Annotated in this window: 22 protein-coding genes; 12 read left to right on the top strand and 10 right to left on the bottom strand. The window is 63.6% G+C overall.

What is annotated here, in order from left to right:
* Positions 1–66: 66 nt before the first annotated feature.
* Entirely contained in the window at positions 67–1,653 is a 1,587-nt protein-coding gene (locus tag WJT74_RS02770) for a DUF1963 domain-containing protein (protein WP_343346587.1), read from the top strand.
* A 42-nt stretch (positions 1,654–1,695) separates the two neighbouring features.
* On the top strand, positions 1,696–3,048 hold the full coding sequence (gene rimO / locus WJT74_RS02765; protein ID WP_343346584.1) for a 30S ribosomal protein S12 methylthiotransferase RimO: 1,353 nt from the start codon (positions 1,696–1,698) through the stop codon (positions 3,046–3,048).
* Between the two features lie 98 nt (positions 3,049–3,146).
* Here the strand turns inward: rimO and WJT74_RS02760 are convergent, their stop codons facing one another.
* On the bottom strand, positions 3,147–4,055 hold the full coding sequence (locus WJT74_RS02760) for a TolB family protein (protein WP_343346581.1): 909 nt from the start codon (positions 4,053–4,055) through the stop codon (positions 3,147–3,149).
* Between the two features lie 135 nt (positions 4,056–4,190).
* On the opposite strand from WJT74_RS02760, the gene WJT74_RS02755 reads away from it, so the two are divergent.
* The 3 genes from WJT74_RS02755 to WJT74_RS02745 all read left to right on the top strand — a co-directional run bounded on the left by WJT74_RS02755 (position 4,191) and on the right by WJT74_RS02745 (position 6,402).
* Complete coding sequence (locus WJT74_RS02755; protein WP_343346578.1) at positions 4,191–5,579, top strand: leucyl aminopeptidase family protein; 1,389 nt, start codon at positions 4,191–4,193, stop codon at positions 5,577–5,579.
* 135 nt (positions 5,580–5,714) lie between these two features.
* Positions 5,715–6,101, top strand: a complete 387-nt coding sequence (locus tag WJT74_RS02750; protein ID WP_343346575.1) for a MarR family transcriptional regulator — start codon at positions 5,715–5,717, stop codon at positions 6,099–6,101.
* Positions 6,085–6,402 carry an SH3 domain-containing protein gene (locus WJT74_RS02745; RefSeq protein ID WP_343346573.1) on the top strand — a complete coding sequence of 106 codons (318 nt, stop codon included), beginning with the start codon at positions 6,085–6,087 and terminating at the stop codon, positions 6,400–6,402. The genes WJT74_RS02750 and WJT74_RS02745 overlap by 17 nt, the downstream gene beginning before the upstream one ends.
* A 57-nt stretch (positions 6,403–6,459) precedes the next feature.
* Here the strand turns inward: WJT74_RS02745 and mltG are convergent, their stop codons facing one another.
* From mltG to WJT74_RS02730, 3 genes are all read right to left on the bottom strand, one after another.
* Positions 6,460–7,425 carry an endolytic transglycosylase MltG gene (gene mltG, locus WJT74_RS02740; RefSeq protein ID WP_343346571.1) on the bottom strand — a complete coding sequence of 322 codons (966 nt, stop codon included), beginning with the start codon at positions 7,423–7,425 and terminating at the stop codon, positions 6,460–6,462.
* 1 nt (position 7,426) lies between these two features.
* Entirely contained in the window at positions 7,427–8,692 is a 1,266-nt protein-coding gene (fabF, locus tag WJT74_RS02735; protein WP_343346568.1) for a beta-ketoacyl-ACP synthase II, read from the bottom strand.
* A gap of 102 nt (positions 8,693–8,794) precedes the next feature.
* Complete coding sequence (locus tag WJT74_RS02730) at positions 8,795–9,031, bottom strand: acyl carrier protein (RefSeq protein ID WP_343346566.1); 237 nt, start codon at positions 9,029–9,031, stop codon at positions 8,795–8,797.
* A 102-nt stretch (positions 9,032–9,133) separates the two neighbouring features.
* Between WJT74_RS02730 and WJT74_RS02725 the strand changes: the two genes are divergently transcribed.
* Together WJT74_RS02725 and WJT74_RS02720 are read left to right on the top strand one after the other, a co-directional pair.
* Positions 9,134–9,601, top strand: coding sequence for a vgr related protein (locus WJT74_RS02725; RefSeq protein WP_343346563.1), 468 nt, complete (start codon positions 9,134–9,136; stop codon positions 9,599–9,601).
* 130 nt (positions 9,602–9,731) lie between these two features.
* Complete coding sequence (locus WJT74_RS02720; RefSeq protein ID WP_343346560.1) at positions 9,732–12,125, top strand: TonB-dependent receptor; 2,394 nt, start codon at positions 9,732–9,734, stop codon at positions 12,123–12,125.
* Between the two features lie 82 nt (positions 12,126–12,207).
* Here the strand turns inward: WJT74_RS02720 and WJT74_RS02715 are convergent, their stop codons facing one another.
* From WJT74_RS02715 to WJT74_RS02700, 4 genes are read right to left on the bottom strand one after another with little or no spacing between them, the layout of a single operon-like run.
* Positions 12,208–12,771, bottom strand: coding sequence for a hypothetical protein (locus WJT74_RS02715; RefSeq protein ID WP_343346557.1), 564 nt, complete (start codon positions 12,769–12,771; stop codon positions 12,208–12,210).
* The gene (gene grpE / locus WJT74_RS02710) at positions 12,768–13,310 is read right to left on the bottom strand and encodes a nucleotide exchange factor GrpE (RefSeq protein WP_343346555.1); all 543 of its coding nucleotides are present in this window, start codon (positions 13,308–13,310) and stop codon (positions 12,768–12,770) included. The genes WJT74_RS02715 and grpE overlap by 4 nt, the downstream gene beginning before the upstream one ends.
* Positions 13,307–14,338, bottom strand: a complete 1,032-nt coding sequence (gene hrcA / locus WJT74_RS02705; RefSeq protein WP_343346553.1) for a heat-inducible transcriptional repressor HrcA — start codon at positions 14,336–14,338, stop codon at positions 13,307–13,309. Before hrcA ends, grpE begins: the two co-directional genes overlap by 4 nt.
* A 36-nt stretch (positions 14,339–14,374) precedes the next feature.
* Positions 14,375–14,626, bottom strand: coding sequence for a hypothetical protein (locus tag WJT74_RS02700; protein WP_343346550.1), 252 nt, complete (start codon positions 14,624–14,626; stop codon positions 14,375–14,377).
* An 82-nt stretch (positions 14,627–14,708) separates the two neighbouring features.
* On the opposite strand from WJT74_RS02700, the gene rph reads away from it, so the two are divergent.
* Together rph and rdgB are read left to right on the top strand one after the other, a co-directional pair.
* Positions 14,709–15,425, top strand: coding sequence for a ribonuclease PH (gene rph, locus WJT74_RS02695; RefSeq protein WP_343346548.1), 717 nt, complete (start codon positions 14,709–14,711; stop codon positions 15,423–15,425).
* Complete coding sequence (gene rdgB, locus WJT74_RS02690) at positions 15,422–16,030, top strand: RdgB/HAM1 family non-canonical purine NTP pyrophosphatase (RefSeq protein ID WP_343346545.1); 609 nt, start codon at positions 15,422–15,424, stop codon at positions 16,028–16,030. Before rph ends, rdgB begins: the two co-directional genes overlap by 4 nt.
* Here the strand turns inward: rdgB and WJT74_RS02685 are convergent.
* Complete coding sequence (locus WJT74_RS02685; RefSeq protein ID WP_343346542.1) at positions 16,027–16,512, bottom strand: CAP domain-containing protein; 486 nt, start codon at positions 16,510–16,512, stop codon at positions 16,027–16,029. The two genes, rdgB and WJT74_RS02685, sit on opposite strands and share 4 nt — an antisense overlap.
* A 122-nt stretch (positions 16,513–16,634) precedes the next feature.
* Between WJT74_RS02685 and hemW the strand changes: the two genes are divergently transcribed.
* Positions 16,635–17,759: a radical SAM family heme chaperone HemW gene (gene hemW, locus WJT74_RS02680; RefSeq protein WP_343346539.1), complete on the top strand. Its 1,125-nt coding sequence runs from the start codon at positions 16,635–16,637 to the stop codon at positions 17,757–17,759.
* Here the strand turns inward: hemW and WJT74_RS02675 are convergent.
* Complete coding sequence (locus WJT74_RS02675) at positions 17,756–18,934, bottom strand: penicillin-binding protein activator (RefSeq protein WP_343346536.1); 1,179 nt, start codon at positions 18,932–18,934, stop codon at positions 17,756–17,758. The two genes, hemW and WJT74_RS02675, sit on opposite strands and share 4 nt — an antisense overlap.
* On the opposite strand from WJT74_RS02675, the gene rsmI reads away from it, so the two are divergent.
* Complete coding sequence (rsmI, locus tag WJT74_RS02670) at positions 18,933–19,787, top strand: 16S rRNA (cytidine(1402)-2'-O)-methyltransferase (protein ID WP_343346534.1); 855 nt, start codon at positions 18,933–18,935, stop codon at positions 19,785–19,787. The two genes, WJT74_RS02675 and rsmI, sit on opposite strands and share 2 nt — an antisense overlap.
* Positions 19,784–20,137 carry a YraN family protein gene (locus WJT74_RS02665; RefSeq protein WP_343346532.1) on the top strand — a complete coding sequence of 118 codons (354 nt, stop codon included), beginning with the start codon at positions 19,784–19,786 and terminating at the stop codon, positions 20,135–20,137. Before rsmI ends, WJT74_RS02665 begins: the two co-directional genes overlap by 4 nt.
* Positions 20,138–20,157 lie beyond the last annotated feature (20 nt).

Here is a 20,157-nt window from a genome sequence, read left to right as displayed (position 1 = left end):
TTGAGTAAACCCTTCCGAAACCAATTCCGTCCATGATGGCGCGGGGTAGGGAAACGGGATGGCACGATGTTCAAGAACTTTCTGGGACTGAACAAGAAAGCGGGAACGACGCACGAGGACACGACCGACGCCGCGCAATCGCCAGCGATCGACCCCGCACAGGACCGTCTGCACCGCCTCGCCAGCCGCGGTCAGAGCGCCGCCGCCAAGGAGAAATTTGCCAAGGCTCCGCCTCTGCGCAAGCACGCCCCCTCGGCTGCCGCTAGCCGGGAAGATCGGTCCGTCGATGAGAGTTCGGATCAGGATCCGCCGCCGACACCCGTTTCGGTGGAGGATTACGATCCCGACAATCCGCCCGCCCCGAACGAAGTCCACGGCTTGCTCGACACGTTGCAAAGCAAGTTGCGGGACGACACAATTCTCGTGCCCGAAACGGACACGGAGACGGTCGCTACGAACGAAGCCTTGGCGTTCGAGTCACCCGATGCCGAAGCACCGCCAAACCGCACCGGCCCGCATCCTTCACTCGTCAAGGCGCGAGCGCAGGCGATCATGTTCCGCCAGCATCTGCCGCCGCGGCGCAGCCCCACCGAACTGAGCTTCTGGGGCGGACGTCCCGTTCTGCCGGACGGATTCGACTGGCCCACCTTCACGACGCGGGAAGGTGAAACCCGCGCCCTCAGCTTCATCGGGCAGATAGACCTGTCGAAAATCCCGGCGGCGGCCGGTTTTCACCTCCTCCCCGACCACGGAGTCCTCGCGGTCTTTCTCGATCTCCACTGGGGAGCCTATTGGGAGTGGAAAATCGTGCATGGCACCGGCTTCCCCCCGGATTTCGTCGAACATGACGTCCCGGCATCGCTTCCGCGAGCCTTCGCCGATCCGGGCGTGTGGACCGCAACAGGAAATTGGCCGCGCACGCTCCCAAGATGGACGTTCGACCCCGTCGTCATTCGCGCCTCCGAGGCAGCGACCCCGGAAACGAACAAATTCTGGCCCGGCGGCATCGATCGCACCACCGCGACCGCCGCGATTGCCGATCTGGAATCGGGGCTCGTAGCAACCGACTATGAACCCACGCGCGATCCGCGGGGCGCGCTCGAACAGCCGTTCGGCATCTTCCCGCAGGACTGGCAAGCCATTCGTCTTGCACTCGCCCAACTCGAAGATGTCGAAGGCGGAACGAAGAAGGCGCGCAAGGCACTCACCGGGGATCTTTCCGACTGGCAGCGCAAGGTCGAACGCGCCGACAAGGCCGGTCGGCCACTGTCGAAGACGGCCCGCGCCGACTTCTGGCGCATGCTCAAAGCGCACGATGCCCTCGTCGAACCCAGGCTCGCCACCATCGTCACCGACAGCGTCGAGGCGACGCTCGGCTCGGGCGACCCCTCTGACCTGCCGCCCGAGGCCATCGCCCTCGTAATCGACCGTCACCGCTTTAGCGCGGGCGACGAGCGGATGCTGTGCGCACCGACTTTCGTTTCGATGGAGGCCGAAGAGCGTGCCGACGAATGGCTTCTGCTCCTCGAAATGGGGGCCAACCCGGGGCTCGGTCACCATTTCGCCGAAGGTGTCTACCAGTTCTGGATCCGGCCCGAGGATCTCGCCACGGGCAATTTCGATGCGGTCGAGTTGACGGCGGAAAGCTATTAAAACTGGCGTCCCAACCGCTTAGCCGCTAGGGGCGCACCCCAGATGGCTACGCAGATCCCCTCTCCCAAGAAAGTCGGCATGGTCAGCCTCGGCTGCCCCAAGGCGCTGGTCGACAGCGAGCGCATTCTCACACGTCTGCGCGCCGACGGCTATCAGATGAGCCCCGATTACGATGGTGCCGACGTCGTCCTCGTCAATACGTGCGGCTTTCTCGACTCGGCCAAGGAAGAAAGCCTCGATGCCATCGGCGAGGCGATCGCCGAAAACGGCCGCGTCATCGTCACCGGCTGCCTCGGCAACGAGGCCGAACTGATCCGCGCCAAGCACCCCAACGTGCTCGCCATCACCGGTCCCCAGCAATATGAGCAGGTCGTCGAGGCGGTCCACGAGGCCGTCCCGCCTGAGCTTTCGCCCTACGTCGACCTCATCCCGCAACCCGACACCAAGCTGACCCCGCGCCATTACAGCTACGTCAAGATTTCCGAGGGCTGCAACCACCGTTGCGCTTTCTGCATCATCCCCTCGATCCGCGGCGACCTCGCCAGCCGCCGGCCCGACGCGGTCCTGCGCGAAGCCGAAAAACTGGTCGCGGCGGGAACGAAAGAGCTGCTGATCATCAGCCAGGACACCAGCGCCTACGGCATCGATCTCAAGAAGCAGACGTGGAACTGGAAAGGCGAGGAAATCGACGCCCGCATGCACACGCTTGCGGACAAGCTCGGCGATCTACGCACCCCTGACGGTGAAACGCCCTGGATCCGCCTGCACTACGTCTACCCCTATCCTCACGTCGATCGCACTGTCGAACTGATGGCTGCCGGCAAGCTCACACCTTATCTCGACATCCCCTTCCAGCATGCCAGCCCGAAGATCCTGAAGTCGATGAAACGGCCCGCCAACGAGGCCAAGGTGTTGGAACGTCTCGCCAAATGGCGCAGCCTCTGCCCCGACATCGCGGTGCGCTCGAGCTTCGTTGTCGGCTTCCCCGGCGAGACCGAGGAGGACTTCCAGTATCTTCTCGACTGGCTTACCGAAGCACGGCTCGACCGTGTCGGTGCCTTCCGCTTCGAACCCGTCGAGGGTGCCGAGGCGAACGCCTTCGCCGATCCGGTGCCGGAAGAAGTGAAGGAAGAACGGTACGCCCGGATCATGGAGCACAGCGCCAGGATCAGCGCCGCAAAGTTACAGTCGAAGATCGGCCGAACGCTTCCCGTCATCATCGACCTCGTCGATGCGGAAAGTGGTGGCGCTACCGGCCGAAGCGAGGCCGACGCTCCTGAAATCGACGGAGAGGTGCATCTGCGCGATGCGGGACATCTTGTTCCCGGTGACATCGTGATGGCCACCATCGAAGAGGCGGACGAGCACGATCTGTTCGGCGCACCGACTGGCTGAGACCGCGCGCCGGACGTGATCCCCGACGCCATTTCCTTTTGAGTCGGTCGACGGTCGGCAGCGCGAACTGACCCTGATCGAGAGCGAGTGAGGCGCGGTCAGTCCTTCGGGATGCCGACGATGGCAATGCGGCGCCCGTCGGGGCTGATCGCGATCCGATTTGCGGATCTAAGCCCGAACTCGGACAGATCGGCGATCATCTCCCAACCATCGGCTCCCTCGCGCCAGCGATGCAACTCCGTCCCTTCGATCTGGAGGATCGAACCATCCGGTGCCCAGCTGTAGTTGGCGTTGGATCCCACGATCGGGGTGAGCGGTCGCACGGCCTTGGTCGCGGGGTCGAATGCCTTGATCCACACTTCCTCATTGGTCTGCCGATGGACGAAGCTGAACTCGTTGCTTCCGGGGATCAGGTGCGGGGTTGCGGGCACCGCGTGGCCGCTGATGAAATGATAGTCCTGCCGATCGTCATGGGTCAGCGCCACATTGTAGCCGTATCGTGACCAGAACAAGACATCGCCGGTCGCGTGATTTCGCGCAAAATAGCCGACTGGTTCGGAAATTCCCGCAGTTTCCAGCACCCAGCGCGGGGTATCGGGATCGTCCCGATCCATTTCCCAGATCGAGTTATTGCGCTCGTAGACGACCGAGATGGTCGTGCCGTCGGGCGACGGGGTAGGCGAGAATTCGGACTCGCTCGTCCGTGTTACCTGCGAATGCGTTCCCGAAGCCAGATCGTATTCCCAGATGTCGGTCTGGACGCCATCGTCCCGCGAATACATGAACGTCGAGCTATCCGGCGTGAAGTAGGGCTGATTGTCGTAACCGGGTCGCTGCGTAACGTTACGGCCATTCGCCAGCGCGTCGGACCCACTTGCCGCATCGTAATCGAACAGGAAGATCTCGGTTTCCGGAAACGCCGGAGGCGCATCCTGGCTTTGCGCAGTCCCTGCACCCGCGAGCCAGAAAGCGCCAAGGAGGAACAGGATGGTAGGGCGTATCGGCATGATGAATTCTCCGCTCTCGAACCGTCGACGGCAGGGCGCAGCCTAGGCACGTAGGCGATCACCGTCCACTGGTCCGGCTGCCGATGCCGACAGGGCCCCCATGAAACCCTCCCCCCGCTCGCTCATTGAGGGGACATGACCGATCTTCTCTTCGCCGACAAAGGCCAGTCCGCCCACCTCATCCACCTCGTCGACGAAAAGAACTTCGAGGATTGGAGGAAGGACCGGCCGCAGCGGCTGCGAAGCCTGCTCGATGCGGCGCGCTACGACGGCAAGACCGGTTATGCGCATCAGATCCTGCCTAGCGATGGCGACGAGGAATGGTCCGTCGTCACGACGGTTGCCGATGTCGACGATCTTTCGCCTTGGTGCCTCGCACGCCTTGCCGAAGTGTTGCCAGAAGGAAGCTATCGCCTCGCAGACGGTCGGGATCCCGGCCCCGCCATGCTGGGCTGGATTCTGGCGCAACATCGTTTCGACACCTATCTGACCGAGAAGCCTTCGGAGGGTCCGCGCACCCTTCTCACGTCCAACCCTGGCAAGATCGACGGCGTGCGACGGGCCGCCGAGGCGACGCTGCTCGTGCGCGACATGGTCGACACCCCGCCCGAAGACATGGGCCCCGCGGCGATCGAGGCGCGCGTCAGGGATGTCGCCAAGCGATACGATGCTTCGGTCGAAACGGTCAGCGGGGATGCACTCGAGCAGGGCTATCCCATGATCCACGCCGTCGGGCGGGCTGCCACGCGTTCGCACGCTCCGCGTCTCGTCGAATTGGAATGGGGCAACACCGAATACCCCCGCCTGGCCATCGTCGGAAAGGGCGTCAGCTTCGATTCGGGCGGTCTCGACATCAAGTCGTCCAAGGGGATGGCGTTGATGAAGAAGGATATGGGCGGGTCGGCGCACGCGCTCGCGCTCGCGCAGATGGTCATGGATGCAAAGCTGCCCGTCCGCCTCCACCTCCTCATCCCCACTGTCGAGAATGCGATTGCCGGCAACGCCTTTCGTCCCGGCGACGTCCTCAAGAGCCGCAAGGGAATCACGGTGGAAATCGACAACACCGATGCCGAGGGTCGCCTCATTCTGGGAGATGCGCTCGCCAAGGCGGGAGAGGACAATCCAGACCTGATCGTCGATTTCGCGACGCTGACGGGCGCGGCCCGCATTGCGCTCGGCCCCGATCTTCCGGTCCTGTTCGCCAACGAGGACGCGTTGGCCCGGTCGGTCGAACAAGGTGGCGACGATGTGGCCGATCCGGTCTGGCGGCTGCCGCTGTGGGACGGCTACGATGACATGCTCAAATCCAACCTCGCCGACATGGTGAATTCGGGTGGCAGCGGCTTTGCCGGTTCCATCACCGCCGCCCTGTTTCTGCGTCGTTTCATCCCCGATAATACCGACTGGATGCACTTCGATACGTTCGCTTGGCGTCCTTCGGCAAAACCGGGTCGACCCAAGGGAGGCGAAGCACTGGGACTTCGGGCGACGTTCGCCATGTTGCAGGAACGCTACGGGCTTTAGTCCAGTTGCTCGGTCGAAGCGTGGACCTGTTGCGGTGAAAGCCAGTGCGGGAGCGAAACAATGCAGGCTTCCCAACGGTTTATTTTTACGTAACGCGACGTTGAGTACCGACAAACGAAGAAACGAGGACCTCCCATGAGCGACCTTTCGCTCGCGACCTGGATGCGGACCCTGACCGGCTATGTCCGTTCCGGCTCGCCCGATCTCACCAACCGGCAGATGGCGCTACTGCTCGTCGTCTACCTCACGCCCGGACCCCACACGGTTCGCGGGCTCGCACAGACGCTGAACGTCTCCAAGCCAGTGGTCACACGCGCCTTGAATACGTTGGGCAGCCTCGGCTATCTGCGACGCGAGCGCGATCAGGACGATCGACGCAACATATTCATCGTGCGCACGAGCGAAGGGGCCGATTTCCTTGACGAGTTCAAACAGCTCTTCCGCGGCAGCACGTCCAGCGGACGCGCCTCGACCGAGCGGCAACCCGACGCCCGACAAGCCATCCTTGAAAGCGCCTACTAGAGGCTTTCACCTTACCGGCCCGTCGGACGAGCCCGATCCCGCGATGCACGCCTTCCGAAAGGATCTGGCGGACGTGGCGCTCGCCGGTACGGTCATTGCATCGCACTATGCCCATCCGGTTGCGCGCGAGTTGCGCCGAGACGCGCGCCTGTGGACCGCGCCTGATCGCGAAAGTCCTTCCATCGTCCACCTATCCGCTGGCGCACCCTTCGCGCTGCTCGACAGTCGCGGCGGGTGGGTCTGGGGCTATGGCGGTGAAGATCGACTGGTCGGCTATCTTCCCGAAGAAGCGCTGGTCTGATCGTCCTTCGTTACGATAATGGCGCGCCGGTCACCTGAAGCGCTCTCGTCACGCTTCTTACATCTCGCCCCGTTCGCGGCGAATGGCGTACCATTTCTGAACGTTGCGGTTATGCTCCTCGAGCGTGTCGGCAAAGATGTGTCCGCCGGTGCCATCGGCCACGAAGTAGAGCGCACTGGTCGGCGCCGGATCGAGGACGGCCGCAATGCTCTCGCGGCCCGGATTGGCGATCGGTCCCGCGGGAAGTCCTGTCATCGCATAGGTGTTGTAGTCGTTGACGTCGTCGATCTCGGAGCGCCGGATCCGTCGTCCGAGCGGCCGCCCCTTGGTGATCGGATAGATAATGGTCGGGTCGGCATCCAGTTTGATGCCTTGCCGCAGTCGATTGGAATAGACTCCCGCCACCATCCGCCGTTCCGACGGCTTGGCGGTTTCCTTTTCCACGATCGAGGCGAGAATCACGGCTTCGGCAGGGGTCTGGACCACGCTACGATTGGTGCGCGTCGGCCATAATTCCTCGAGGGTCTCGTTCATGGCCTCCTGCATCCGCGCGATCATGTCGGCACGGGTATCGCCCCGCTGGAAGCTGTAGGTCTGCGGTAGGACCGTGCCTTCGGGCGGCAAGGGCGTGTCGCCTTCCAGAAGGTCGGTCCCTTCCACGCGTTCCTGGACGAGCACGCTCGGCATGCCTTCGGGGATCGTCACGAACCGCTGTACCGGCGTACCGTGCTGGACAATATCGAGAATGCCGGCTGCGCTGGTGCGGGGCGGAATGTTGAATTCGCCCGCCTGAATCGGATCGCCGCTGCCGAGCACTCGCGCCAGCAGGCTCCACAGCCCTGCCGACATACCGATCTGATCGTCTTCGGCGAGCCGGGAACCAAGGCCGCTGACGCTTGTCCCCTCGACCACGATCAGCCCGGTTTCCTCGTCGGTGGGCCCGCTGCCCCACCAATTGTACGCCAGCACCGCGGCGACGAGGCCGCCCAGTACCGCGAGGACGATCACCAGCCGCTTGAGCATATCAGTCGTCGATCCGCTTCATCACGAGGCTGGCGTTGGTGCCGCCGAACCCGAAACTGTTGTTGAGCGCGGCACGCACTTCACGCTTTTTCGCTTCGTGCGGCACCAGATCGACCCCCTCGACCCCTTCGGACGGGTTGTCGAGATTGAGCGTGGGCGGGACGATCTGATCGCGGATCGACAGGATGCAGAAGATGCTTTCCACCGCTCCCGCACCGCCGAGGAGATGGCCGATGGCCGACTTGGTCGAGCTCATCGAGACGCCATCGAGCGCCTCCCCGAACAATTCGCGTACCGCGCCCAGTTCCAGCTCGTCGCCGAGCGGAGTCGATGTGCCATGTGCGTTGATGTAGTCGATATCGGCGGGGTCCATGCCCGCCTTTCTCAATGCCATCGCCATCGAGCGATAAGCTCCGTCGCCGTCCGGATGCGGAGCGGTGACATGATAGGCATCGCCCGACAGGCCGTAGCCCACGACCTCGGCGTAGATCTTCGCACCGCGCGCTTTGGCATGCTCATATTCCTCGAGCACGACCACGCCCGCACCTTCGCCCATGACAAAGCCGTCGCGATCCTTGTCGTAGGGTCGCGATGCCTTGGTGGGATCGTCGTTGAAATTGGTCGAAAGCGCGCGCGCCTGCGCGAAACCGGCGATCCCGATCGGGCAGATCGTCGCTTCCGCGCCGCCTGCCAGCATGATGTCCGCATCGTCGTCACGGATCATCCGGGCGGCATCGCCAATCGAATGGGCTCCCGTCGAACAGGCCGTGACGACGGCGTGGTTCGGGCCCTTGAGCCCGTATTTGATGCTGACCTGCCCGGAAATGAGGTTGATAAGGCGCCCGTGGACGAAATGCGGACTGACCCGCCCCGGCCCTTTTTCGGCGAGCACGAGGCTTTCCTTTTCGATCCCCGGCAGACCGCCGATCCCCGAACCGATTGAGCAGCCCGCGCGCAGCTTCATGTCGTCGGACATGTCCTCGAGACCGGCATCCTCGATCGCCTGGCCGGCAGCATCGATGCCGAAGACAATGAACGGATCGACCTGACGTTGCACCTTGTGATCGACGCGCTTGTCGGCATCGAATCCGTCTTCGTGATCGGCGGGCTTCACCTCGCAGGCGATGCGGCACTTGTACCCATCGGCATCGAAACGAGTGATCCGGCCCGCGCCCGACTTTCCGGCGAGGATGTTCGTCCAACTCGTCTCCACATCCCCTCCCAGGGGGGTGACGAGTCCCAGTCCGGTGACGACGACGCGGCGCATGCAATTCTCCTGAAAGCCAGCACAAAAGACCCGGCCCCTCCTTTGGAGGAACCGGGCCCTAGCTGGTCGCTTTCCCGGCCCTCTTCAGGGGTCGGCGGGGGCTTAGCCCTTGTTCTTCTCGATGTAGACGATCGCGTCGTTGACGGTCGCGATATCCTCGGCCGCATCGTCGGGGATCTCGACGCCGAACTCTTCCTCGAACGCCATCACCAGTTCGACGATGTCGAGGCTGTCGGCGCCCAGATCGTCGATGAAGCGCGCATCCTTGGTCACTTTCTCGGCATCGACGCCCAGATGTTCGACAACGATCTTCTTCACCCGATCGGCAGTATCGCTCATGAAATAGTCTCCTGTTAAAAGTTGGCCATGCCCTAGCGTGGGGGGCGGGACACGGCAAGTGGTTGGCGTACGTCCCTCGACCGCGATAAGAGCGCGAACGACATGACCGAACGACGCCCCCTTACCCCCGGCGAGATCGAACTTGCGCGAACCATGTTCGGCGACACCATCGACTACGACCGCGTCGAGCTCGTTCGCGGCAAGTGGATCTTCTTTCAGCCGCGCGGCGTGGTCATGGCACCCACCGGCAACATCCACTTTCATCCAGACAGCGACCGATGGAGCGACGATTTCTCGCGGGACAAACTGACCAGCCAAGGTCTTTTCATCCACGAAATGACCCATGTCTGGCAAACGCAACGCGCCGGACGGTGGTACCTTCCGCTGATCCGCCACCCGTTTTGCCGCTACGGCTACGAACTGAAGGAAGGCCGCTCTTTCCTACAATACGGGATCGAGCAACAGGCCGAGATCGTCAAACACCGCTTCTATGCGAACCGGGGCATAAAGGTCGCGCAGATCCCCCCTTCCGAGCTGCTGCCGTTCCTCGATCGCGACGAAACCGGATAACGGACGGACCGGCAACTGTTTCCAGAATGTCACGCAGACCGGTTTAAATGCCATAAAACTGCAAGAAACGCTTTGAGCGCTTTCCGAATGAGGACATTCTGAATGTCGTCTATCAGACAGCGGAAAGCTCATGCGGAAGATCCACACTCTTTGTGCCAGCGTCGCGGGCATCGCACTCTTCGCCGCGGCCCCGGCCGTCGCGCAGTCGACCGAAGAAGCGGAGGCGCAAGCTGCCAACCAGCCGGACGATGACGAGCCCGAGCCGATCATCGTGACCGCCACCAAGCGCGCCGTGAATCTCCAGGATATCCCCTTTTCGATCGACGCCCAGACGCAGGAAGATATCGAGAAGTCGAACGCCCAGACGGTCGAGGACCTCGCGCGCAACGTCGCCGGCCTGTCGATCCAGAATTTGGGGCCGGGCCAGAGCCAAGTGTCGGTGCGCGGTGTTTCGGCGGGACAGATCGTTCGCGACCAGCCCGGCGTCAAGGAACAGGTCGGCATCTACCTCGACGAAAGCGTCGTTTCGCTTTCGCTCTTCACTCCCGACATCGATCTGTTCGATCTCAATCGCGTGGAGACGCTGCGTGGGCCCCAGGGCACCTTGTTCGGATCGGGCAGTGTCGGCGGCACGCTGCGCTACATCACCAATCAGCCGACCATCGACGTCAACGAGGCGATGGTCGAGAGCAACGTCAATTTCATCGGTGGGGGCGGTGGCGTCGGCGGCCACGTAAAGGGAATGATCAACGTTCCCATGTCGGATCAGACGGCGGCGCGCATCGTCGGCTACTACCAGCGCTTTCCCGGGTTCATCGATGCGATCGGACCCGCCGGCGACGACAATGTGAATTCAGGCACCCGCGTCGGCGGACGCTTGGCGATGACCTTCGAGCCGACCGACCGCATTCGCGTGACCCCGCGCGTGGTCTACCAGGAAATTCGCGTCGGCGGGTTCAACCGTGCCGAAATCTACAATCTCTATGCCAACGAGTTCACCACTCCGCAGACGATCTACGACGACAACGAGCAATATCTCTTGCTTTCGGAGAAGTTCGAGGACGACTTCATGCTCGCCGATCTTGTCGCGTCAGTCGATCTCGGCGGGATCGAACTGACCAGCGTGACCAGCCTCACCGACCGGTCGATCCTGGTGTCACGCGATGCCTCGGCTCTGACCGGTTCGGTGTCGGTCGACCTCGGCTTTCCCGATGTGGCGGTGAACATTCCGTCCAATCTTCGCGATACCACCGAACTCAATCAGATTACACAGGAAGTCCGTCTCGCATCGATCGATCCGGGGCCGTTCCAGTGGGTGATCGGCGGCTTCTATTCGGACACGACGCGCGAATATCAGCAGGTTCTGCCGACCCCTGGCTACGATGACTTCACCGACCAGGTCCTGGGAAGCGGAACGGCGGATGCGGTGTCCAACGGCATCGCCCTGCCAGACAGTCCCTATAACGCCTTCCTTCCCTACGACATTACGCAGTTCGCACTGTTCGGGGAGGCGAGCTATGCATTCGGACCCCTCACCGCTACGCTCGGCGCGCGCTATTACGACTTCGAGGAAGAACGCAGCTTCACGTCCGGCGGCCTGTTCTCCGGAGGCGACAGCCGCAACGACACGACCGCGTCCGACGGTGTCAGCCCGCGCGCGATCCTGACCTACGAACCAAACGACGACCTGCTGTTCTCGGCGCAAGTCGCCAAGGGCTTCCGTCTCGGCGGGGTCAACGATCCTCTCAACGTCCCGCTCTGCTCGCCCGGCGACGCGGCGCTGTTCGGCGGCTTCCAGAACTATGACGACGAAACCCTCTGGAACTACGAGGTCGGCGGTAAATATTCCAACGGCCGGGTCACGCTCAACGGCGCGGTCTTCTACACCGATATCTCGAATCTCCAGGTCACGCTCGACGCGGGCACCTGCTCCTCGCGCATCGTCTTCAACGTCGAAAATGCGCATACCCAGGGTATCGAAGGCGAGTTTTCCGCCAACCTCATGGACGGAATCAGCGTTTCGATTGCAGGCTCCTACGTCGATGCCGAATTCGACACCACGCTTCCCGAACCGCTCGCGACCAGTACCGGCATCCGCGACGGCAACCGCCTGCCCTCGGTCCCCGAGTTCCAGCTAGCGGCGACCGGGACCTATACGACCGAACTGAATCGGAACGCGGATATCTATTTCTCCGTCACCGCGCAGCACGTCGGATCGCGATTCACCCAACCAGCCGACCAGGAGAACAACCCGCGTTTCTTCATCCCCGGTCTACCGTTCAACGGCGCACCGAATCAGGGCGAAGGGACTCTGGTCGATCTCGAACTGCCCGGTTACCAGTTGCTCGATCTGTCTGCCGGGATCGAATATCTCGATGGGCTCGACATCGTCCTCTACATGAAGAACGCCTTCAACGAGACGCCTTTGCTGTCGTTCGACCGCGAACGGGGCGGACGCGCACGTCTTGGCTATAGCGTCGGCCAACCGCGCACGTTCGGCCTGACGTTGCGCAAACGCTACTAGGAAGCGTTCACGACCGTGCCCGGCTTTCTTCGATGAGCCGGGCGCGGTCCAAGCGCTTGCGCGGCAGAAAGCCTAACATCGATCACGTCACGGTTCGGGGCGGCGGCGGATTGATGCGTGGTTCACCGGCACCTCCGGGTCCGAAGCCCTCGGGCGGCATGGGATAGATAGCGCTCAACTGCACCTTGGGCGCATCGGCGCAGGCGGCGGGGACCGGCTCGCGCAGGATGGTCTCGTTCTGCGGCGTATCGCCCATGAAGCCACCGCCCGAGATGATGGGATCGCCATCGCGAAACACGTGCGGACCGACACGAAGTAACGATCCCTCCTCGTCGACTAAGATTCGCCCTTCGGTCGTCACGATGACGTGCGGCTCATCTCCCGAGCGGATCGCCACGCACGGCCCCGATAGGTCGAGCGTCCCGCCGATCAGCGATTCCATGAACGCTTCGGGTCCGCCGTCCTCGACGTTTTTGTAGAGGATCAAATGCGGGGCACTCGCCTGCCGCGGAGGTGGGACAGGCTCGGGATCGCCGGGACGACCTTCCAAATCCGATGTCGTCAGGTCGCGCCCCGATTCCTCGCCCCCGCAACCGCCCGAGGCCAGGATCGCGAGCAGGATGGCGACAGACGCGAACGCCTTCACGGCCGCTTGGCAACCCCCACCATTGCGGGGCGTAGCAAACGGCCCCTCAAGATATAGCCCGCCTGCATTTCCTGCACGATCGTTCCCGGCGCGGCATCTTCGCTCGGGACCTCGATCATCGCCTGATGGACGTTGGGGTCGAGTTCTAGGCCCTCCGAAGCCACCCGCTCGATTCCCTGCCGCTCGAACACCTTGTCGAGTTCACGAAGCGTCGCCTCGATCCCTTCGATGAATTTGGCAGCACGACCTTCGCGCGCTTCGTCGGGCACGTGATCCAGCGCGCGTTCCAGATTGTCCTTCACGGACAGAATGTCCCGCGCAAACCCCGTCACCGCGAACTTCGTGGCGTCGGCCTTTTCCTGCTCCAGCCGGCGGCGCACGTTCTGCACCTCGGCAGCGGCATAGAGCGCCTTCTGCTTCTGATCCTCCAGCTGGGCTTCCAGCTCGGCGAGCCGATCGTGCTCCTGCAGCTCGGGCGCCTCTTCGGCGGTTTCCTCGCGCAGCTCTTCGGCCTCTTCGATATGTTCTTCTTCGTTCATGGCATCCGTCTCGTAAGCGCTTCGGCGGTGAAGTCCACCATCGGGACCACCCGCGCATAGTTCAATCGCGTGGGACCGATCACGCCGATCACCCCCACCACCTTGTCGTCGCCGTCGCGATAGGGCGCGGCAATGACACTCGATCCACTCAACGCGAACATGCGGTTTTCCGATCCGATGAAAATCCGCACGCCCTCGCCTTCGCGGACATTCTCGAGAAGCCGCATGATGTCGCGACGATTCTCCAGTTCCTCGAACAGCTGTTTGACCTGCTCCAGATTTTCCGCGCTCTGATCGTCGAGAAGGTTGGCACGCCCCCGCACGATCAGGACTTCGCGGTTCCGTTGGTCGCGACCCCAGTCGGCAAGGCCCGCCGCGACAAGATCCGCGGCCTGATCGTCCAGCTGCTCGCGGCGTTCGGCCAACTCTGCCCGCAGCCGCGCTTCGGCTTCCGACAGCGTCAGCCCCGCGAGTCTCGCCGACACGAAGTTCGCGACCTCGTTCAATGCGATGGCGCTGGTCCCCGCGGGCAGCGGCACGACGCGGTTCTCGACGCTACCGTCCTGCCCGACCATCACCGCCAGCGCCTGCCCTTCGTCCAGTGGCATGAAGGCGAGCTGCTTCAATCGCGCTTCGCGCTTCGGCGCCGTCACGATGCCCGCACATTCGGACAGACCCGACAATCGCTGAGTCACGCCCGCCATCGCCTGATCGACGCTCTTGTCCTCGAATTCCTTCTCGATCGCCTCGCGCAGCCGCTTGGGCGCGACGCGTGCCTGCATCATCCCGTCCACGAACAGCCGAAGGCCCGTCTCGGTCGGCATCCGCCCCGCGCTGGTGTGGGGCGCCGTCAGCAGGCCGCGCGCCTCCAACTCAGCCATAACACCACGGATCGAGGCGGGCGAAAGCGCCACGCGCCCCGTCAGTGCCTTCGATCCCACCGGCGCACCCTGTTCGAGATAGGCGGTCACCACCTCTCCGAAGATCGACCGCATCCGGTCTGTCAGTTCGCCCAGTCCCTCGCTCATAAAAGGGAATGTAGGATGCGAGGTCGCAGGGTCAATTCATCGGCGCTTCGGCAGCGAGGCCCGAAGGAACCCCGCGACGAAACCGAACATCGCGCCGATTTGCCACGCCGGAGCGTTTTCTCCGAACAACAAAGTCGACAATCGCTCGAACACCTGGGGAAAGATGAGCCCCCCGAGCCATCCCGCCGCCGCGCCCAGCACCATCGCGACGAGGGCGCCGATCGCCGCGATGACCGGCAGCAGCGCGACCCCCGCCAGAAATGCTCCGCCCTTCGAAGAACTTGCCATGATATTCCCCCCTTTGCCTTTCGCCCGATCATCAGAATGGCTAGGGCGAACGACAACATTCATTCGACGAAGGACCCTTTCCATGCGCCCATCCGGCCGTGCCCCCGACGAACTTCGCCCGCTCGGCTTTGAAGCCGGCTTCACCCGCCATGCCGAGGGAAGCGTGCTCGCCAGCTTCGGCGACACCAAGGTGCTGGTCACAGCCAGCGTCGAGACGCAACTGCCCCCGTGGCTGCGCGGCAAGGGCAAGGGCTGGGTCACCGGCGAATATGGCATGCTCCCCCGCTCCACCCACACCCGCGGAAACCGCGAAGCGGCGCGCGGCAAGCAGGGCGGGCGCACGGTCGAGATCCAGCGGCTGATCGGTCGCAGTCTTCGTGCCTGTGTCGATCTCAAGAAATTGGGCGAGCGCCAGGTCACGCTCGACTGCGACGTTATCCAGGCCGACGGCGGGACGCGCACGACCAGCATTTCGGGTGCGTGGGTCGCGCTGCGGCTCGCGGTCGACAAGCTTTTGGAAGAAGGGAAGCTCGAGCAGGATCCGATCACCGATCAGGTCGCGGCTGTCAGCTGCGGCATCTACGACGGCACACCCGTCCTCGATCTCGACTATCCCGAGGATTCCAACGCCGGGTCGGACGGCAACTTCGTCCTCACGGCCAGCGGCAATATCGTCGAGGCGCAGGTCAGCGCCGAGGGCGAGGCGTTCGACCAGGAAGCCCTCCTTCGCCTGATGCGATTGGCCGAAATCGGCTGCAAGGAGATCTTCGCGGCGCAGTTGAAAGCGACCGGACGGTGAGGAAACTCGGCGATACCCTCGTCCTCGCGACCCACAACAAGGGCAAGCTGGTCGAGATCGCCGATCTCGTCGAACCGTTCGGCATCCGCGTCGTCGGCGCTGAGGAAGCGGGACTTCCCGAACCCGAGGAGACCGGCACGACCTTCGTCGCCAACGCCGAACTGAAGGCACGGCAGGCCGCCGACCTGTCAGGCCATCCTGCGCTCGCGGACGACAGCGGCCTGTGCGTCGATGCCCTGGGCGGGGACCCGGGGATACGATCGGCACGCTGGGCGGAGGACGAGACGGGCAACCGCGACTTCGCGCGCGCGATGGAAAAGGTCGAGGCCGCGCTGCAGGCAGCCGGTCCCGATGCGGGGCGCGACGCCCATTTCGTGTGCGCGCTCTCGCTGGCCTGGCCCGATGGGCGCACCGAGACGTTCGAAGGGAAGGTCAACGGCCACCTCGTCTGGCCGCCGCGGGGAGAGAGGGGCTTCGGCTATGATCCGATGTTCGTCCCCAACGGCCACGACGTCAGCTTCGCCGAGATGGATCCGGCTGACAAACATGCGATGAGCCACCGTGCCGATGCATTCCGACAGCTGACGGACTGGCTGAAGGTCTAGCGCGCAGCGGACAGGTGGACGCCGTCGATATTGCCCGACGGGTTGTAGCGGCAGACGAGATAATCGTACCGCGCATTGCTCGCCACCGCGCAACCCACATGCGTGGTGGTCGGCCAGATGATCGCGGTGTAATGGCCGACGTCGGCCCAGTTGCCCGTCGACGATACCTGCGGGAACCGACCCGGACGGAAAAAGCGCACCTCGTCGGTGAACGACTTTGCCATCGTGGTGTAGGAGAAGGCCCCCCGCGATCCGTACCATATATTTTCGCCCTGGCGGGAAGAACGCCAGCTCTTGGGCGAATGCTTGAACGCGTCGGTCCGCGCCATCTCGGCCGCCCAACGATAGGCGTCGCGCGCCAATGCCGCGTCCCAGACGAGCGGGACCACGCCGAAATCTTCTCGCGCGCGTTGATGTTCGAGAAGAATGGATTGTTCGAAGTTACCCTGCGACAATGCCACGGTTCGGCTATCGTCGGGCATGGACAGATCCCACGGCTCGGCCCAAGCGGTCGAAACTGCCAGAAACGGCACAAGCAGAACGCCTAGTCTCGCAAGGTTCTTCGTCATGAACACCTGTGTACAGAAGAGAATCTAACTAAAAGATGACCGACCTTTCGATTTATGTCCATTGGCCATTCTGTTTACTCAAGTGCCCTTACTGTGATTTTAACAGTCATGTGCGCGAGACTGTTAATCATGACTTGTGGCGCGACGCGCTGTTGCGCGATCTGGCTCACGAGGCAGCCCTGCTTCCCGATCACCGCGTGGTCAGCATTTTCTTCGGGGGCGGCACACCCAGCCTGATGCTCCCCGGCACCGTCGCCGCGATCATCGATGCGGTCGCGGCGCACTGGTCCGTCGCCGACGATCTGGAGATCACGCTGGAAGCCAATCCCCAAAGTGCGGAGGCGGAAAAGTTCGCGGACCTCGCTCGCGCGGGCGTCAATCGCCTCAGCCTCGGGTTGCAGCGGTTCGACGACGCCAGCCTCGCCTTTCTCGGGCGGCTGCATGATGCTCGCGAAGGCCTACAGGCGCTCGACCATGCGCAGGCGGCGGTGGACCGCGTCTCGTTCGACCTCATCACCGCGCTCCCCGGCGACACGCCGACCTCGTTCGCTCCCGTTCTAGAGCAGGCGCTCTCGCTCGGCACCGACCATGTCTCGCTCTATCAACTGACCATCGAACCCGGCACGCGGTTCGAAACGATGGTCCGGAAGGGCGAGTTCACGCCGATCGACGAGGAAACGGGCGCGCGATTGTTCGAGATGACCGCCGATCGCATGACCGCCGCGGGCCTCCCGCCCTACGAAATCTCCAATCATGCGCGCCCGGGGCAGGAAAGCCGCCATAATCTTACCTACTGGCGCTATCACGACTATGTCGGGATCGGCCCGGGTGCGCACGGTCGTCGCGGGGGTATGCAGACGTTCCGGCACCGGAAGCCCGAAAATTTCCTCGATGCGGTCCGTCGCAACGGTCATGGCCTCCGGGAGGAAGAAATGCTCACCCCTCGCGAGCGCGCCCGGGAGGCCCTCGTCATGGGGCTGCGCCTGACCGAGGGAATCGACTTGCTCGAAATCGAACGCCGCTTCGGTGTCCCGGCCGTCGATAGCGATGCCGCGCGGCGGCTGATCGAACAGGGTCTCCTGACCTATGAGGATCGCCTGCGGCTGACCCGCGCGGGGCGCCTGCTCAACGACGCGATCCTCGCGGAGATCGCACTCTAGTCGCCGAAGCTGGTCGAGGCGGGGCTGACCACCTCGGTTCCGCCCGCCGTCACGCGACGCACTTCCAGTGCGCGTTCGGCGATGCGATCGTTTCCGAAGCGGAAGATACCGTCGACGCCCTGAAACCCGCCGTCATCGCGCAGCGCCCGTTCGGGAAAGGCGTCGCCGATGTTCCAGTCGCGTGCCAGTCGAACGACCAGCAGCATGGAATCATAGCCAAGGCTCGCCAGCCGATAGGGCGCGCTGCCGTAGCGCGATCGATACCGCTGCGCCATGCGCTGGAACTGCGTATCGGGAACCGCTGCGAATACCGCGCCGCGCATTCCCGCGACCTGCCCCAGATTGCTGTCGGCTGCCCACAATTCCGTGCCGATCAAGTCGCCGGACAGCTGCAGCGAGGGCGCGGCGATCTGTGCGATCCGGCCCGAATCGGCGACCAGGATCATGTCGACGTCGCTGACGCCCGCGACCCGTCGCGCCGCCGCCTCGACCGAGGAACGGCTGCGATCGTAGGTCTCGACCCGCGCGACGCGTCCGCCTTCGCGTTCGACCGCCCGCAGGAACGCCTGCGTCGTGCGCTGTCCGTAGAGGCCGTTGGGCGCCAGCGCAGCGAAGACGTCCGCGCCCTGGCTATCGGCATAGTCCACCACCCGTTCGATCGACTGCGAGGGCGTGAACCCCATGATATAGACATTCTCGCCCGCCACGCTCTCATCATTGGAGAACGCGATCACCGGCACGTCCGCGCGGTCGGCGATCGGCGCCACGATGCCGACATTCTCGCCGAGGAGTGGCCCGAGGAACAGGCGGTTGCCCTCCGCCAACGCCTCGTTCGCCGCCTGCGCCGCACCACCGGTACCGGCGGTGTCGTAGAGCGTGATGCGCACCGATTCCTCGCCCGTATCCAGCAACGCCATCGTCGCGGCATTCGCAATGGATCGCCCGATCGCCTCGTTGTCGCCCGATAGCGGGACCAGCACCGCCACCATGTTCTTCGCATCGGCGTCCGCCGCAGCGACCGGCTCGGACGTTTCCTCGCCCACGGGTTCGCTCGGCGGCGGCGGCGCGGCAGTCTCGACCTCGGGCGTGCTCGAACAGGCTGCGAGACCAAGAAAAGCGGCCCCCAGCACGAAACGATTGGCAGTGAACGGCGCTTGCGGCCCGGTCGAATTCATGGCTTGGTTTTTCCTCATGCAGAACGCGCCCCCTCCCGGCCTCTATATCGTTTCGACGCCGATCGGCAATCTTTCCGATCTTTCCGATCGGGCCAGAACCATGCTGGAAGCCGCCGATCTGGTGCTGGTCGAGGACAGCCGCGTGACGGGCAAGCTGCTCCATCACCTCGGTCTCAAGAAGTCGATGCGTCCGTATCACGATCATTCCAGCGCGACGGATCGCGATGCCATCTTGTCGCGCCTTGCGACCGATATCGTCGTGTTGGTCAGCGATGCGGGCACGCCGTTGATTGCCGACCCGGGCTACAAGCTGGTGGCGGCGGCGCGCGCGGCGGGTGCGCATATCGGCGCGGTCCCCGGGCCGAACGCGGCCCTCATGGCGTTGACGCTATCGGGCCTGCCCACCGACCGCTTTTATTTCGGCGGATTTCTACCGGTGAAGGACAAGGCGCGGCGCGACGCCTTGGCCGAAATCGGCTCGTTCGACGCGACCCTCCTTTTCTACGACACCGGTCCGCGTATCGTCAAAAGCCTCGCAGCAGCGCTTGACGTACTGGGCGATCGCCCCGCCGCGCTCGCGCGCGAACTGACCAAGCTGTACGAGGAAACCGTCACCGGTTCTTTGTCTGATCTGGCTGCCCGATATGCCGATGCGCCCCCCAAGGGCGAACTCGTCCTCGTCATCGGCCCGCCGACAAAGTCCCATGTCCCGGACGACGCGGCCATCGACGCGGCTATCGACGAGGCGCTCGAAAACGAAACGCCCAGCCGCGCCGCCAAGACCGTCGCGCATCGTTTCGGTCTCAAGAAGAACGATATCTACGCCCGCATCCAGAAGCGCGACACGAGATGAAACGCCAAGCTGCCGAGGCGCGGGGCCGGCAAGCCGAGCGGATCGCCGCCTGGTGGCTTCGTCTGAAGGGGTGGCGCATCCTCGACAGACGCGTCCGCACCCCCGTTGGCGAGATCGATCTGGTCGCGCGGCGCGGAAAGATGGTCGCGTTCGTCGAAGTGAAGGCGCGACCGAGCCTCGACGAGGCGCAGGCGTTTCTCGAACCACGGGCGATGCAGCGGATCGTCGCTGCCGCCTCGTCGCTGGCGCACGATCACGTGGCCGATGGTTGCGATACCCGCATCGACGCTATCCTCGTCGCACCGGGCCCACGCATCCGGCATCTCGAAAATATCTGGGCCGGTTGGTGACAGCGTGACCATATCGCTCT

Origin of the sequence: Sphingomicrobium sp. XHP0239 (assembly GCF_039555325.1) — a bacterium.
GTDB lineage: Bacteria > Pseudomonadota > Alphaproteobacteria > Sphingomonadales > Sphingomonadaceae > Sphingomicrobium > Sphingomicrobium maritimum.
Note: the sequence above shows the minus strand (reverse complement) of the source record. Positions and strands in the feature narration are given on the sequence as shown.

Coding starts and splice junctions, on each gene's coding strand:
- WJT74_RS02770 (WP_343346587.1), top strand. CDS start 67: ATGTTCAAGAACTTTCTGGGACTGAACAAGAAAGCGGGAACGACGCAC.
- rimO (WP_343346584.1), top strand. CDS start 1,696: ATGGCTACGCAGATCCCCTCTCCCAAGAAAGTCGGCATGGTCAGCCTC.
- WJT74_RS02760 (WP_343346581.1), bottom strand. CDS start 4,055: ATGCCGATACGCCCTACCATCCTGTTCCTCCTTGGCGCTTTCTGGCTC.
- WJT74_RS02755 (WP_343346578.1), top strand. CDS start 4,191: ATGACCGATCTTCTCTTCGCCGACAAAGGCCAGTCCGCCCACCTCATC.
- WJT74_RS02750 (WP_343346575.1), top strand. CDS start 5,715: ATGAGCGACCTTTCGCTCGCGACCTGGATGCGGACCCTGACCGGCTAT.
- mltG (WP_343346571.1), bottom strand. CDS start 7,425: ATGCTCAAGCGGCTGGTGATCGTCCTCGCGGTACTGGGCGGCCTCGTC.
- fabF (WP_343346568.1), bottom strand. CDS start 8,692: ATGCGCCGCGTCGTCGTCACCGGACTGGGACTCGTCACCCCCCTGGGA.
- WJT74_RS02730 (WP_343346566.1), bottom strand. CDS start 9,031: ATGAGCGATACTGCCGATCGGGTGAAGAAGATCGTTGTCGAACATCTG.
- WJT74_RS02725 (WP_343346563.1), top strand. CDS start 9,134: ATGACCGAACGACGCCCCCTTACCCCCGGCGAGATCGAACTTGCGCGA.
- WJT74_RS02720 (WP_343346560.1), top strand. CDS start 9,732: ATGCGGAAGATCCACACTCTTTGTGCCAGCGTCGCGGGCATCGCACTC.
- grpE (WP_343346555.1), bottom strand. CDS start 13,310: ATGAACGAAGAAGAACATATCGAAGAGGCCGAAGAGCTGCGCGAGGAA.
- hrcA (WP_343346553.1), bottom strand. CDS start 14,338: ATGAGCGAGGGACTGGGCGAACTGACAGACCGGATGCGGTCGATCTTC.
- WJT74_RS02700 (WP_343346550.1), bottom strand. CDS start 14,626: ATGGCAAGTTCTTCGAAGGGCGGAGCATTTCTGGCGGGGGTCGCGCTG.
- rph (WP_343346548.1), top strand. CDS start 14,709: ATGCGCCCATCCGGCCGTGCCCCCGACGAACTTCGCCCGCTCGGCTTT.
- WJT74_RS02685 (WP_343346542.1), bottom strand. CDS start 16,512: ATGCCCGACGATAGCCGAACCGTGGCATTGTCGCAGGGTAACTTCGAA.
- hemW (WP_343346539.1), top strand. CDS start 16,635: ATGACCGACCTTTCGATTTATGTCCATTGGCCATTCTGTTTACTCAAG.
- rsmI (WP_343346534.1), top strand. CDS start 18,933: ATGGCTTGGTTTTTCCTCATGCAGAACGCGCCCCCTCCCGGCCTCTAT.
- WJT74_RS02675 (WP_343346536.1), bottom strand. CDS start 18,934: ATGAATTCGACCGGGCCGCAAGCGCCGTTCACTGCCAATCGTTTCGTG.
- WJT74_RS02665 (WP_343346532.1), top strand. CDS start 19,784: ATGAAACGCCAAGCTGCCGAGGCGCGGGGCCGGCAAGCCGAGCGGATC.